Source organism: Pseudarthrobacter sp. NPDC058196 (genome assembly GCF_042882685.1).
In the GTDB taxonomy this organism is placed as follows: domain Bacteria; phylum Actinomycetota; class Actinomycetes; order Actinomycetales; family Micrococcaceae; genus Arthrobacter.
In genome coordinates, this window is record NZ_JBHVVN010000003.1 from 107,570 (window position 1) to 121,295 (window position 13,726).

Genomic DNA, 13,726 nt, shown 5'->3' on the forward strand with positions numbered 1-13,726 from the left:
GGGCCTGACCGGCGGGGAGGGACAGATGGCGACGCGTTTTGAGGACCGCACGGACGCGGGGGTGCGCCTGGCTGCCGCGCTTTCAGCGTTCCACGAGCGGCCCGACACCGTAGTCCTTGGCCTGGCCCGCGGCGGCGTCCCGGTAGCGGCGGCCACAGCACAGGCCCTCCGCCTACCCTTGGGCACCGTCCTGGTGCGGAAGCTGGGGATCCCCGGCTATGAGGAAGCCGCTTACGGCGCACTGGCCTGGGCACACGGACGGATCGTCCGGCTGATCAACAAGCCCCTGCTGGAGCGGGTCCTCCAGCACGGCGTTCGCCAGGAGTCGCTGGATGACGTGGAGACCCGTGAACGCAGCGAAATCCTGCGCCGGGCCGCCCTGTATCCGGGCACCGGAATGGACCTGGCCGGCAAGGCAGTCCTGCTCGTGGATGACGGCCTGGCCACCGGCGCCACGATGCGGGCCGCCGTCGAGGCCGTGCGCGCCGGCGGTGCGGCAACCGTGGTGGCCGCAGCTCCGGTGGGTTCCGTTGATGCCGAAGCCTCGCTGGAGCGCGTGTGCGACGCCGTCGTATGCCTGCACCTGCCGGGTAAATTCCGGGCCGTGGGCAGCTTCTACCGGCACTTCGGGCAGTTGACCGATGCCGACGCCGTCACCTTGCTGCGGCAGGGACAGCCCGTGCCACACGACGCAGGCCCGGAGCAAAGTCCGGGCCTGCGGGGCTGAGGACCGGCAAGCCGGCCAGGCAACAGTGTTAGTGGTGGCTGCTGACGCCCAACGGCCGGCCCTTGGTTTCCTTGGCCAGCACCACGCCGACCGCGGAGATGACGCACAGGACCATGATGTAGATGCCGATCGAACCGGCCCACTTGGTGGACTGCAGCAGGGATTCGGCGATGGTGGCGGCGAAGGCTCCGCCCAGGATGGCGCCAAAGGCGTACCCGATGGAGATGCCGGAGTACCGCACTTCGGCGGGGAACATCTCGGCATACATGGCGGACATGGGGCCGTAGGAGAGGCCCAGGCCAACGGTCAGGACGAACAGGGCCACCCCGTACAGGACGATGTCCTTGGTGTCGATCAGCGCGAACATGGGGATCATCCAGGCGAACACGATGGTGTAGCCGATCAGGAACGTCTTGACGCGGCCGATCCGGTCGGACAACCAGCCGCCCACGAGCGTAAAGATCAGCCAGCCGAAGGACGCCAGGGTGGTGGCGAGCAGGATCTGCGGGGTGGGCATCTTCAGCGTCTTGGTGGCGTAGGAGATGAAGAAGGCGATGAGCAGGTAGCCGGCCGCGTTGTTGCCGATGAAGATCATCGTTGAGTACAGGACGGGCTTCTTGTGGTTGCGGACCAGTTCGCCCAGGGGCGCCTTGCTCTCCTTCTTCCGCAGGGCCATTTCCTGGAAGACCGGGCTCTCGGCCACGGCGCGTCGGATCAGGTACCCCACCACGATCAGCACGATGGACAGCAGGAACGGCACCCGCCAGCCCCAGGCGGCGAAGTCTTCCTTGGACATGCCGGTGTTGAGGAAGAACAACAGGCCGGTGGCCAGGATCATGCCCACCGGGACGCCGATCTGCGGGTAGGCGCCGAACAGGCCGCGGCGGTTCCTGGGGGCGTGTTCAACCGCCATCAGCGCGGCCCCGCCCCATTCACCGCCGGCCGAGAAGCCCTGGATGATGCGCAGCACGATCAACAGGATTGGGGCCCACGCGCCGATCTGGGCGTAGGTGGGGAGCACGCCGATCAGTGCGGTGGCCGCACCCATCATCACCAAGGTAAAGACCAGCATGGCCTTGCGTCCCAGGCGGTCGCCGAGGTGCCCGGCAATAACGGCACCCAAGGGGCGGAACAGGAAGCTGATGCCGATGAGGGCGAAGGACAGGATCTGCGCCAGGCCCGGGTTGGACTCGTTGAGCGGCGCCAGGAACAGCGGTGACAGCAGCGTTGCGGTCAGCTGGGCAAAGATGAAGAAGTCGTACCACTCGATAGTGGTGCCCACGAGGGTGCCTGCGAGGACCTTGCGCTCCTCAGTCCGGCTGCTGGGGCCGGCGGGTGTGTCCACCTTGGAAGGTGTGGTCATTTAAACTCCATTGTTTTTATTGGGCAGCGGTGCAGCCCGGACGCCTTCATGAATTACCGACAGAACGGTCAGTTAGTTAGCAGGGTACTACGAAAACGTGATGCTGGACACGGGGGGCGGGCTTGGGTGGAGTCCGCCGCAAACCGAGTGTTCGATAATTGAACTCACTGTTCGTATAGAGGACAATACAGTCACGATGCTGCGACGACAAGGGTCCTGTGCCTGCAGTTTCGGCAACCTAGGATGGACACATGACTCCTCCCGCCGCAGCGCAGGCCGGAGCGGCCCTGCCGCAGGCTTCCCCGTCCCAGACCCTGTCGCGCGGTATCCGTGCCCTCGAGATCCTGGCGGCAGCGCCGGGACCGTTGACCATTGCCGAGCTTGCGGACGCCATGGGTGTCCACCGCTCCGTCGCCTACCGGATCCTGCGTACCTTGGAAGACCATTCGCTCCTGGTGCGCGATGACGCGGGCCGCGTGCAGCCCGGACCTGGCCTCGCCGTCCTGGCCCGCGGCGTCTCCCGCAACCTCCAGAGCGCCGCCCTTCCGGAGCTGACCCAGCTGGCAAACTCACTGAACATGACGGCGTTCGTTGCCGTGTGGGACCACCACGATTGCATCACCCTGGTCACGGTGGAGCCGCGGCACTCCGGAGCCACCGTGGCCCAGCACCCTGGGACCCGGCATCCCATCAACGCCGGCGCACCCGGGATCGCCATCCAGTCCGCCCTGACGGAGGCCGAGTGGAACAGGCTGGAGACCGGGATCCCCTACCGTCCGGAGGCCACCGAGGCGCGCCGGAAGGGATACTCCGCCAGCCACGACGAGGTCATCGCCGGAGTTTCCTCCTTGGCGGCGCCTGTGCGGGTGCCCGGCGGGCGGCCGGCCGCCCTCGCCGTCGTCTACATCCGGTCGGCCCATGACCCCGACGCCGTGGGTACCGCGATTGCCGAGAGCGCGGCCCGGATCGAGAGCCAACTGGCCTGAGGCTGCGGACCGCCGGCCATGGGTTCGGCGGTCAGCGCCGCCGGCGGAGTACGACGGCGGTACCCGCACCGAGCAGCGCCAGCGCCACCGCGGCGCACATCGGGACAAAGAACGCCGTGCCGGCCCCGTGGAGCTGGGCCAGCTGCCCGCCAACGGCCGAGCCGACCGCCGTACCGGCGACAATGCCGCTGGCCAGGCCGGTCATCACGGTGCCCAGCCGGCCGGCGGGAGCCAAGGTGCCGCCGACGGCAAAGACCGTGACCATAACCGGCCCTACCGGGAGCCCAAGGACCAGCAGGACTGCCGCCATCGCGGGCAGCGACGACGGCAACAGCAGCAGGACGGCAAGCGCTGCCATGAGGACCGCGCACAGCACCCAGCGCAGCGCCAAGCCTGCCCGGCGCGGCCAGTAGGCAACCGAGAGCGCAGCGGCTGCAGAGCTTAAGCCCATGACCGCGTACAGCAGTCCCGCGATCTCCGTACCCGCCAAAGGGCCGGCGAAGGCACTGAGGGCTGCCTGGGTGGAACCGAAGAAGGTGCCCATACAGACCATCGCCACGACGGGCAGGGCCACGGCCAAGGGCAGCTTTCGGGATGTCGCAGCACCCGCGCCTTTCCTGCCCCGGGCATGCCGGCTGACCGGCACGGCGCGGTGGGTGGGGTGAACCGCGAAGGCCGGGACAAGCGTGATGGTCATGGCCGCGGCCATGACCAGCGGCAGCCAGGGCGCCACAAGGCTGGCAAGTACTCCCACGAGCGCGGGCCCCAGGACAAAGGTCACTTCGTCAGCAGTACTTTCGTAGGAGAGCGCAGTGTCCAGGTCGAGTTGGGCGCGGCCGGCGGAGGCGCCGGCACCTGGTGCACCAGCTGTCAGTGCCATCCACCGGACCCGGGCCAGCGGGCCCACCTGCGGGCATGTTGCTCCGGCAGCCAAGGCCGCTGCCAGGACCGCCAACGGAAATCCACCGGTCCTTCCGGCAGCAAGGGCTGCCAGGACCAGCACCAGCACGGCCACCGTGTTGAGCACTGCCGACACCAGCAGCACGGGGCGTTGTCCCCGCCTGTCGGCCAGCGCCCCAAGGAAGGGCGCACCCAGTGCCGAGCCTATGCCTACTGCGCCAGCGGCCGTCCCGCCGGCGGCAAAGGAGCCGCTGACGGAGGTGACCAAAGTCAGTGTGCCGACGGTCAGCATGGCCAGCGGCAGCCGCGCGAAAAGTCCCAGCGGAAGAAAAGTCCTGCCGGCGAGTTCGGGGAGGCGCGCGAAGCGGCCTTCTGCCGTTCCACCGGAATCCCGGGCAGCATCGTCCCGGGCGGAAGCATCCGTGCCTCGGGCCGGGACGTCGCGAGTGGTTGAAGGGGTGGTATGAGGTGTCAATTCCGGGCTCGTTCAGTCACTGCGCATCGTCCCTCCTCCCGATGCGCGCAACCCGGTAACGCGGTCCAGTATAGCCGCCGGGGTCAGGAAAGTGCGTCCACGCTTTCAGAGATCCGCAGGGTGGAGCCGTTCCGGCTCTTGAGCACCTGCAACTGGGTGCCAATCCGCTGTTTCATCTCGGCCACATGGCTGACCAGGCCCACCACCCGGCCGCCGTCGCGGAGGCCTTCCAGGGCGTCCATGACTTGTTCAAGGGACTGTTCGTCCAGGCTGCCGAAGCCTTCATCAACGAAGAGGGTCTCAATTTCCACGCCGCCGGACTCCTGCTGGACCACATCCGCCAGGCCCAGGGCCAGCGACAGCGAGGCCATGAAGGATTCGCCGCCGGACAGTGTGGAGGTGTCCCGGCGGTAGCCCGTCCACTGGTCCACCACTTCAAGGCCCAACCCCGATTTGGCGCCGCGCGCCGCCTTGGCGTCGGTATGCTGCAACAGGTAGCGGCCATCGCTCATGGCCACCAGGCGCTCGGAGGCGGCGAGGGCCACCTGTTCCAGCCGCGCGGCCAGGACATAGCTGTTCAGGCTCATCCGGTAGGTGTTCTCGCCCCTGCCCGCTGTGGCATCGGCCAGTCCGGCGAGCATCTGCGCCCGCTCCGCCGGCTCCCGGGAGGAAGACACCAGGTCCTCATATTCCGCTGCGATTGAGGCAAGTGCCGCCAGGCACCGGCGAGCCAGGCCGGCTGCGAGATCAGCCTCCCGGGCGTCATGGTGCGCGGCAGCAGCTTGGGTGCGGAGTGATTCCAGCCGTTCATCGTCGGGTGCAAAGCCGTCGCCGGCTTCCGCCATGGCCAGCACCAGGTCCTCCGACTCGAACAGCCCGGCCACCCGGGCAGCTTCATCCCTGGCCGTGCGGACGGCAGCTTCGAGTGCTGCCACGTCCGCAGTTCCCAGCAGTCGGCTGCGGATATCGGCGGCGGAGGCGAAACCGGTCCCCGGCAGGCCCAGCTCCAGGTTCTCCTCCGCCTCCGCGGCCTGTGCCCGGACGGTTTCCAGCCGTGAATGCGCTTCAACGGCTTTGTCCAGGACCGCCACGGCGTCTTCAAGGGCCCGCAGCCGCCGGTTCAAACTGCCGTGGTTTCCCCGCAGGCCGGCAAGGGCCGAGTCCAGTGCGGCAGCCTGTTCGGCGAGGTCGGCAAGCAGGACAACGGTGTGGGACAGTTCAGCCTCCGCGTCTGACAGCGCGGCGCGGGCCTGTTCGATACCCGCATCGAGTGCGTCCAGCCGTTGCCGTTTATCCCGCAGCTCCGCCGCGGCCTGCTCGGCGGCCCCTGCCGCAGCCAGCGCCTCCTCAGCCCCTGCGCGGGCCTCGGCCACGGGGACGGTCCCGCCCTGTCCGGCGAGGACGGCCACCGTTTGCTCGGCCTCGGCACGCTCGGCGCTGACAGCGCTGTGGGCTGCCTCAGCCGTTTCATAGGCAGCATGGGCCTCTTCCTCGGCCTGGGCCAGCGACGGCCCTCCCGTGCCGGATCCTGCCGGCACCGGATGTTCCCCGCTTCCACAGACCGGACAGGGCTCGCCGGCCACCAGTTTGGCAGCAAGCTCGGACGCGGCATTGGCGAGCCTGACCTCCCGCAGGTCCAGCCAACGGCTTTTCGCCTCCAGCAGGTTCTCCCGCGAGTCCTCGAAGCGGGCGTTGACGAGGTCCCGGCCCTTCACAGCCGTCCCGTACCGCCGGACCACTCCGAGCAGTTCCGCGGCAGCAGCTGCCTCCTTCCGGCGGAGCGCGGCTTCGGCGGCATGGGGCTCCAGTTGTTCCATGGTTCCGGCCAGGAGTCCCCGCTCTGCCAGCAACTGAGCTGCCCGGCTTCCGAGCGTCTCCACGTGCAGCTTGAGTTCGTCCTGCCTGCCGGCCAGGCTGCGGAGCCGTCCGCGCAGGTCCTGCAGCCTCTGCTCATCCGGGAGCCGTGCTTCCACGACGGCCAGCAGCGACCGCAGCCGGACCAGCTCCTGCGTGGCCCCCGGCACAATTTCCACCGCGTTGCGGCCGGCGCGGGCCTTGCTGGTTTGGACCGGCGGCGAGGCTGCAGCCCCATCCGCGCCCAAGTTGAGCTGGGCGAGTTCGGTGCCGTCTGCGGCAGCCATCCTGAGGAGGGTCATGGCGGCCTCAGCGGCGGCCTCGGCGCTCCGCACTTTGCCGGCGGCAGTGTCCACGGCCTGCAGCTGCCCCTGGAGGACCTCGGCCTCGCGGTGCCGGCCGAGCCGGGCGGCGAGTTCTTCCTGCCGGACCGCCCCGTCCTTCACGGCCTGCTGCCGCACCGTGGCCGCCTGGAGTTTCCGGGCCCGCTCGTGCCGTGCGGTTTCCCGTTCCACTTCGCTGCGGCGGTCCTGGCTGAGGGATGTCGCGTTCGCAGCGTGCTCCGTGAGCTCTGCCAGGCGCGCCGCAACGGCGGCCTGCAACCAGTCGAGCCGGCCGGCGGTATCGTCTGCCCCTGGGGCCCCGTCCTGCGGAAGCTGGAGCGGGGCGGCCTCGGCTTCGGCACGGGCGGCAAGGATGCCCAGCTGCCCGACCAGGGCCGCGACGTCTTCCTTGGCCGCGGCCGCCTGCCGGGACAGTTCCTGTTCGAGCGCTTCAAACCGCTGCGTCCCGAAGAGTTTCTGCAGCAAGTCAAGGCGGTCGGCGGCCTTGGACCTGAGGAAGGCGGCGAAATCGCCCTGCGGCAGCATGACGACCCGGGTGAACTGCTCACGGTCCATGCCCAGCAGGGCCAAGATCTCCGCGCCGGCCTCGTCATTGCGGGCAGATTTTTCCACCCACGTTCCGCCGATCCGTTCACGGAGCAGGGTTTTGGCCTGCTGGGTGGTGAAGCCGTTCCTGCCGCGTGCACTGGGTTTGTCCCATGCGGGCGAGCGGGTCACCTCGAAGCGGCGCCCCTGGGCGGAGAATTCGCAGGTTACGGCCGGCTCCTGGCCGGGCTCCGCATGGTCGCTGCGGAGCCGTTTGCCGTCCTGCCGGGCACCGGGAACGGATCCGTAGAGGGCAAAACAGATGGCGTCGAGAACGCTCGTCTTGCCGGCGCCCGTGGGGCCATTCAGCAGGAACAGGCCGTGGGCGCTGAGGCGGTCGAAATCGATGTCCTCGGTTCCGGCGAACGGACCGAAGCCGGAGAGGCGCAGATGATGGATCCTCACCGCGAGGCCTCCAGCAGACGGACGTTCTCCAACGCGGCGGCGAGCGCCATTTTTTCGTCCTGGTCCGCGCTGCGTCCACGCACGTGTTCCAGGAAGCCGCAGCACACGGCGAGGTCGTCCGGGGCGTCTGCAAGCCTGCTGCTGTAGCTGGCCTGGGCCGCGTCGCTGCCGCCCTGCGGGTCGAAAGCCAGGACCAGGGTGTCGGGGAACCGTGCGCGGAGCCGCTCCATCGCCCGCACGGGACGCTGGGCATCAGTGAGTGTGACCTGGCAGTAAGCGGTCTCGGCCCAGGCATGCCCGGGCTCTTCAAGGAGCTCGGCCAGGGTGCCGCGCAGCACGGCAAGGGTTCGCGGGGCATCCCAGGCGATGTCCTGGACCGACGTGACTCCGTCCGGCCCCAGGTCCACGAGCCAGGCACCTTTCCGGTGCGTGGACTCGGAAAAGGAATAGGCCAGCGGTGACCCCGAATAGCGTACGCGCTCGGACAGCGCCTGGCGTCCGTGAAGGTGGCCGAGTGCTGTGTAGCTAAATCCGTCGAACAGGTCCAGGGGAACAGCACCCACGCCGCCGATGCTGAGGTCCCGCTCGCTGTCCGAGCTGATGCCGCCACTGGCGAAGGTGTGGGCAAGGACCACCGAATGCACGGTGGCGGCGCCTGCGCGCCGTGCGATGTCTGCCCGGATAAGGCCGGTGGCCGCCCGGGTCACCTCGAAGTGGCTTGCCGTCTCCACACCCAGCTGGTCGGCAACGAGCCGGGGTTCGAGCCAGGGAATGCCGTACAGGGCCAGGACCGCTTCCCGGCCGGCGGCGTCCGTTCCGAGCGGCAGCAGCAGTGGCTGGTCGAGCTCGGCCACCTTGGTGCGCAGGTGGACTCCCCCGCGTTCCAGCAGCCGCGAGGCGAAACCCAGCCGGATCGCGGAGTCGTGGTTGCCACTGGTGAGGACCACTTTGGCCCCGGCGGACGTGATCCTGACCAAGGCGTCATCGAGCAGGTGGACGACGTCCACCCCGGGCAGGGCCCGGTCGTAGACATCGCCGGCGATCAGAACGACGTCGATGCCCTCCCGTTCCACCGTTGACACCAGCTGGTCGATGAAGGCCCGCTGGGCATCCAGCATGCCAACGCCGTGGAAGGACCGGCCCAGGTGCCAGTCCGAGGTATGAAGTAACCGCATATTCCTACGCTATCGGCAGCCACCGACAGCGGCGGAAACCGCCGCGGTGCGGACTGTTCAGGATCGCTTGCCCTCGAAGAACTCCTGCGCCTCGCTGACGTTTCCCGCCTGCTTGTCCGGTGCGGCGGTGGGTGCCGGGGAAAGGTGCGCCTCCGCCCCCAGGGCTTCGCCGCCGTCGTCGTCCCGGGCCTGGACTGGCGAAGCTCCGGCCTCCGGGCCGGCGTCCCGGGCACCTGTTTCCGCGCTGGCGGTGCCCTCGTCGCCTGCAGCGGCGTCCGCCGCTGCGGCGCTGTGCATGGCGTCAGGGGTGCCTGAAATCCGGAACACCAGGCCCGCGATGGCGGCGCCGGCGAGCGGGGCCACCAGGAACACCCACACCTGTCCCAGCGCCGCGCCGGAGCTGAAGACGGCCGAGGCGAGGGCCCGTGCGGGGTTGAACGGCAGGTTGCCGACAGACTGGCCCACTTGGAGCAGCGCTGCGAAGGACAGGCCCACGGCAACGGCCGCAACTGTCCGGCCGCTGCCGTCCGCGCCGGCGTTCTCGCGCAGGCCGCTGTTGTCCCGGCCTGCAGCGCCCAGGAAGATGGCCACGATGATCGCGGCCCCCAGCAGTTCGAGGAGCACCACCGCGGCAAGGGGCGCCTGGATGATGGAGTGTTCACCGAAGCCGGCGGCCACGGTATCGAAGGCGGTCCGGCTGTCGGGAATGCTGGGGAGCGTGCGCAGGATGCCGAACAGGGCAAGCGTACCCACCAGGGCTCCCACGACCTGGGCGGCGGCGTACGCTGCGGCAGCCCCGGCCCGGATCCGTCCGGCCAGGAGATGGCCCAGGGTAATGGCCGGGTTGAAGTGGCCACCGGAGATATGCCCGAACGCGAGCATGGCGGCCGTGATGGCGAGGCCGGCAGCCAGTGCCGAGGGCACCGGGCTGGACTGCGGAATGCTGAACAGCGGTACGCCCAGCCCTGCCACCGCCAGGAAAAGGCTGCCAAAAGCCTCGGCTGCCAGGCGGGGCAGCAGGCCCCGGCGGGCGGGATCCGTGCCGCCGGGCTGCAGTGCGTCGCGGGCTGGGACAGGGGTGCTCATGGTGGGACCTTTGCTCGTCGGGTGCTCTGTGGGGTTCCGGAGCCGCGCCGGCCGGCAGGTGCGGCGGGCAGCGCGGGCAACCCGAGCAGTATTCCAGCCCAGTCTGGGCGTTTGCTGGACCCCTGCTGTCCGCCCCCGCCCCGCGGTCCCTTCCCTGCGGGCCGCGGGCCCGACCGTTCGGAGCACGTCCGGACGGTAAATTTGTCTCCATGAGCATCGACCACGGCACGCCTACACCCACCCCCAAGTCCCGGATCCATGGCTCCCTGCTGGGCGGGGCCCTGGGCGATGCGCTGGGCTACGCCGTGGAGTTCGATTCCATCGACGAGATCCGCCGTCGTTTCGGCGCCCAGGGCCTGGCAGGCTTCGAAGACCTCTCCGGTCGCTGCCATTTCTCCGACGACACGCAATTGACCCTGTATACCGTGGACGGCCTGGTGGAGGCGCTGGAGTGGGCCAACTCCGGCGTGGGCGCGGACGTGAATGCGTGCGTCTGGCTGGCCTACCTGCGCTGGCTGGCCACCCAGGGCGCAGACGCCGGGCCGTCCGCACCGGCCCCCCAGCCCCGCTGGATCGACGGCAATGAGGTACTGCGGCAGCAGCGGCACCCGGAACAGGACTGCATCAGCGGCCTGTCCACCGGGGAGATGGGAACCTCGGTGAGGCCCGTCAATCCGGACTCGAAAGGTGCCGGCACGGTGATGCGCTCGGCGCCGTTCGGGCTGATCCCGCACATCTCGCCCGAGGCTGCCTACAAGATGAGTTCCGATGCCGCGTCACTGACCCACGGCCACCCGGCGGCACGCCAAAGCTCCGGTGTTTTCAGCCTCCTGATCCACCGCCTGGTCGCCGGAGCGGACCTGCGGGAAGCCGCCGCCGCCGTGACCGCCCACGCGGCCGCCATTCCGCACGTGGCGCCGGAGCTGCCCGACCGGCTTGGGGCCGCCCTGCGGCTCGCGGACACAGCGGTTGTTCCGCCCGAGGAACTGATCCAGGCACTGGGCGGGGGCTGGTTCGCGGAGGAGGCACTCGCGGTCGCACTCTACGCCGTTCTCGCCACGCTTCCGGCCGACGGCGCCGCGGTGTTGCCGGAACAGCACTTCCGGGACGCCATAGCTGTGGCGGTGAACCACAGCGGCGGCAGCGACACCGCCGGCTCCCTGGCCGGCAACATCCTGGGCGCCAGGTACGGGGAGGACTGCCTGCCCGCCCCGTGGCTCGAGGCCCTGGAAGGCCACGACGTGATCCGTGGGATGGCCGATCAGCTGGTGGGGGTCACGACCGGCGAAGGCTGATGTTGTTGCAGGCCTCGCAGACGTCTTCGGGGATCACTCCGCGGCGCTGCAGGAAGCCGAAAATCGTGCAGCCCAGGCAGAACCCGGCAAAAGCTTCCAGCGATGCCGCCACCACCAGGATTCCCAGCAGCAGCCACGCAGCCACGCCCAGGCCGAACGCGAGCAGCAGCAGGGCGGCGGTGGACACGGCGGCACCGATGCCCTGGGCAAAGCGCTTCGGCGGCCCGGGAACCAGTTTCACCTTTCCCAGCCGCGGGGTGATGACCTTCACGGAGAGGACCGCCAACGGGGAGATCCGCGGGCCGAAGAGCAGCCGCAGCCAAAACCCGACGGCGAGGGCCAGCAGGCCCCACACGGAACCCGTCACGGCGGTCACCACCGCGAGCAGTACCACCAGGGCAGCCGTGGTGCGGGCCGCGTACTCGTTGACGGGGTTGGGGAATGCGAACAAGGAGCTCATCTCGCAAGGCTAGGAGCGTCGGGCCCGGCGGCCAAGATTTGTTGCGCCGGATGAACCCGGCGGGTACCGCGAGGCCGCTCAGGCGTTGACAGCCGCCGCGAAGGCATCCGCTCCGGTGGGTCCGGTCAGGGCTTCAAAGCCGGGGGCAGGCACAGCCGCACTGCCTACCATCTGCAGGAACTCGCCCTCGGACAACACCTCGATGGCCTGTCCCCGCTCATGGAGCTCCAGGACGCGCCGTGCCTTCCCGGTGAGCCGCCCGTTGCGCAAGTCCGAGGCCACAAAGCCATCCCCCACCACCAGGACGGTGGTGCGGCCGGTCACCCTGCTTTCGGTGCGGGCACCGTGATGCGCCGACCGGAGCTTGGCGTCCGGGCGGCCGATGGACAGCTGCCCGGTGAACACGACGGTCTGGCCGTACAGCGGGTGGCCGGGCTCGGCGTCGGCGTTCGGTTCGGGATTGAGCCCTTCCTCGGGCCAGCCGGACTGGAACCGCCGCACCAGCGCAGCGCCGTTGCCGGAGGCGCCGGACATGGCAGCCAGGCTCGGCTTCGACAGTTCACCGGTGGCAGGGTCAAACGCTTGCTGGCGCGGCATGGCCAAACCCAGGGAGAGATACAGTTCTGCGATGCTGTTTGCACCGTTGCGGGCGGCAATGTCGATCAGGATGCCGGCGCAGGCGCGGGCATCCTCCGCGGCGTCGTGGTGGTTCACCAGCGGCACGCCCGCTTCCTCCGCGGCAAAGGGCAACGAATTGGAGACCAGCGAATAGCACCGGCGTGACAACATCACCGTGCACACGTAGTCGTAGGCCGGCCCCGGCAGCCCTGACACTTCCAGCGCCGATCGGATGACGCCCAGGTCGAAGGCTGCGTTGTGCGCTACCAGTACGTCCTCGCCGATGAACGCCCCGATTTCCGGGAACAGCTCCCCGAACCGAGGCTGGACAGCAACGGCGGCAGGGGTGATTCCGTGGATCCGGACGTTGTGGTGGTCAAAGTGGTCGTAGCCGGCCGGGGGCCGCATCAGCCAGGAGGCCTCGGCAACAATTTTGCCGCCCCTTACCTTCGTCAGGCCCACGGAGCACGGGGAGCCCCGGAAGCCGTTGGCTGTTTCGAAGTCGATCGCCGTAAAGTCCAAACCCACGGCCCCCACCTTACCGCTGCCGGCTGCCCCGGCCCGGGAGGGACAGGCCCGTCAAGTACGCTTGAGGGGTGAACTTTCCTGTGATGAACCACCTCGCCGTGTCCATGCTGGGCGGCGCAGGTCCGGTACAGCCGCCAATGGCCTCCTTCCTGCCCGATTGGCTGAACCCCCAGGTCTTCCTGGCCGATCCTGCGCTCGCCCCGTGGGTGGTCCTGCTGGTGTGCGGCATCGTCTTCGCCGAGACCGGCCTGCTGGTGGGATTCTTCCTTCCCGGCGACTCCATGCTGTTCACCGCGGGCCTGCTGGTGGCTACGGACACCATCAAGTTCAACATCTGGCTTTTGGCCCTGCTGATCGTGGTCTCCGCCATCATCGGCAACCAGGCGGGTTACCTGATCGGTTCCAAAGCCGGCCCCGCCCTCTTCAACAAGCCCGACTCCAAACTGTTCAAGCGCGAGAACGTCGAGAGCGCGCACGCGTTCTTCGAGAAGCACGGCGGCAAGGCGCTCATCCTGGCCCGCTTCGTTCCCATCATCCGGACCTTTGTCCCCGTGATCGTCGGCGTTGCGCAGATGAGCAAGCGCAAGTTCTTCATCTACAACGTCATCGGAGCGGTGCTGTGGGGCGGCGGCGTGACCCTTCTCGGGTTCCTGCTGGGCGACACCGTTCCGTGGGTCCGGGACAACCTGGACGTCATCTTCATCGCCATCGTGCTGGTCTCAGTGGTGCCCATCGGCATTGAACTCCTGCGCGGGATGTCGGCGAGGCGCCAGGCGCAGGCCTACGGCACCGACGCCGTCGACGAATTCATCGAAGAGCACGAACCGGAGGCGGAGCAGAAGACGTCCCGCAAGCTCCGCGGCGGCCGGCACGAATAGTCAGGCGGCACGTCCGGAAAAGGTGCGCACCCCGGCCGGGGTGCGCA

The 13,726-nt window shown here is 68.9% G+C and carries 11 protein-coding genes; 4 read left to right on the plus strand and 7 right to left on the minus strand.

The features are described from left to right. Nucleotides 1-25 precede the first annotated feature (25 nt). A complete protein-coding gene (locus tag ACFVVC_RS05550) occupies nucleotides 26-727 on the plus strand; it encodes a phosphoribosyltransferase (protein ID WP_387450027.1) in 702 nt (233 codons plus the stop codon). Between the two features lie 28 nt (nucleotides 728-755). Here the strand turns inward: ACFVVC_RS05550 and ACFVVC_RS05555 are convergent, their stop codons facing one another. Beyond that, nucleotides 756-2,090, minus strand: coding sequence for an MFS transporter (locus tag ACFVVC_RS05555; RefSeq protein ID WP_387450029.1), 1,335 nt, complete (start codon nucleotides 2,088-2,090; stop codon nucleotides 756-758). Between the two features lie 251 nt (nucleotides 2,091-2,341). Between ACFVVC_RS05555 and ACFVVC_RS05560 the strand changes: the two genes are divergently transcribed. Beyond that, nucleotides 2,342-3,076: an IclR family transcriptional regulator gene (locus tag ACFVVC_RS05560; protein ID WP_387450031.1), complete on the plus strand. Its 735-nt coding sequence runs from the start codon at nucleotides 2,342-2,344 to the stop codon at nucleotides 3,074-3,076. A gap of 31 nt (nucleotides 3,077-3,107) precedes the next feature. Here ACFVVC_RS05560 and ACFVVC_RS05565 read toward each other — a convergent pair whose 3' ends face one another. From ACFVVC_RS05565 to ACFVVC_RS05580, 4 genes are all read right to left on the minus strand, one after another. Then, the gene (locus tag ACFVVC_RS05565; protein ID WP_387450033.1) at nucleotides 3,108-4,451 is read right to left on the minus strand and encodes an MFS transporter; all 1,344 of its coding nucleotides are present in this window, start codon (nucleotides 4,449-4,451) and stop codon (nucleotides 3,108-3,110) included. Between the two features lie 83 nt (nucleotides 4,452-4,534). Further along, nucleotides 4,535-7,639: an AAA family ATPase gene (locus ACFVVC_RS05570; RefSeq protein ID WP_387450035.1), complete on the minus strand. Its 3,105-nt coding sequence runs from the start codon at nucleotides 7,637-7,639 to the stop codon at nucleotides 4,535-4,537. After that, nucleotides 7,636-8,814, minus strand: a complete 1,179-nt coding sequence (locus tag ACFVVC_RS05575) for an exonuclease SbcCD subunit D (RefSeq protein ID WP_387450037.1) — start codon at nucleotides 8,812-8,814, stop codon at nucleotides 7,636-7,638. Before ACFVVC_RS05575 ends, ACFVVC_RS05570 begins: the two co-directional genes overlap by 4 nt. Nucleotides 8,815-8,871: 57 nt before the next feature. After that, nucleotides 8,872-9,900 (minus strand): aquaporin, encoded by a 1,029-nt coding sequence (locus ACFVVC_RS05580; protein WP_387450039.1) that lies wholly within the window; start codon nucleotides 9,898-9,900, stop codon nucleotides 8,872-8,874. A gap of 209 nt (nucleotides 9,901-10,109) precedes the next feature. Here ACFVVC_RS05580 and ACFVVC_RS05585 point away from each other — a divergent pair, with 209 nt between their 5' ends. Further along, nucleotides 10,110-11,195, plus strand: coding sequence for an ADP-ribosylglycohydrolase family protein (locus tag ACFVVC_RS05585; RefSeq protein ID WP_387450041.1), 1,086 nt, complete (start codon nucleotides 10,110-10,112; stop codon nucleotides 11,193-11,195). Here the strand turns inward: ACFVVC_RS05585 and ACFVVC_RS05590 are convergent. After that, on the minus strand, nucleotides 11,176-11,655 hold the full coding sequence (locus ACFVVC_RS05590) for a DUF4395 domain-containing protein (RefSeq protein WP_387450043.1): 480 nt from the start codon (nucleotides 11,653-11,655) through the stop codon (nucleotides 11,176-11,178). The two genes, ACFVVC_RS05585 and ACFVVC_RS05590, sit on opposite strands and share 20 nt — an antisense overlap. A gap of 78 nt (nucleotides 11,656-11,733) precedes the next feature. Then, nucleotides 11,734-12,801 (minus strand): exonuclease domain-containing protein, encoded by a 1,068-nt coding sequence (locus tag ACFVVC_RS05595; protein WP_387450045.1) that lies wholly within the window; start codon nucleotides 12,799-12,801, stop codon nucleotides 11,734-11,736. 83 nt (nucleotides 12,802-12,884) lie between these two features. Here ACFVVC_RS05595 and ACFVVC_RS05600 point away from each other — a divergent pair, with 83 nt between their 5' ends. Further along, nucleotides 12,885-13,679, plus strand: coding sequence for a VTT domain-containing protein (locus tag ACFVVC_RS05600; protein WP_387450420.1), 795 nt, complete (start codon nucleotides 12,885-12,887; stop codon nucleotides 13,677-13,679). Nucleotides 13,680-13,726: the final 47 nt, after the last annotated feature.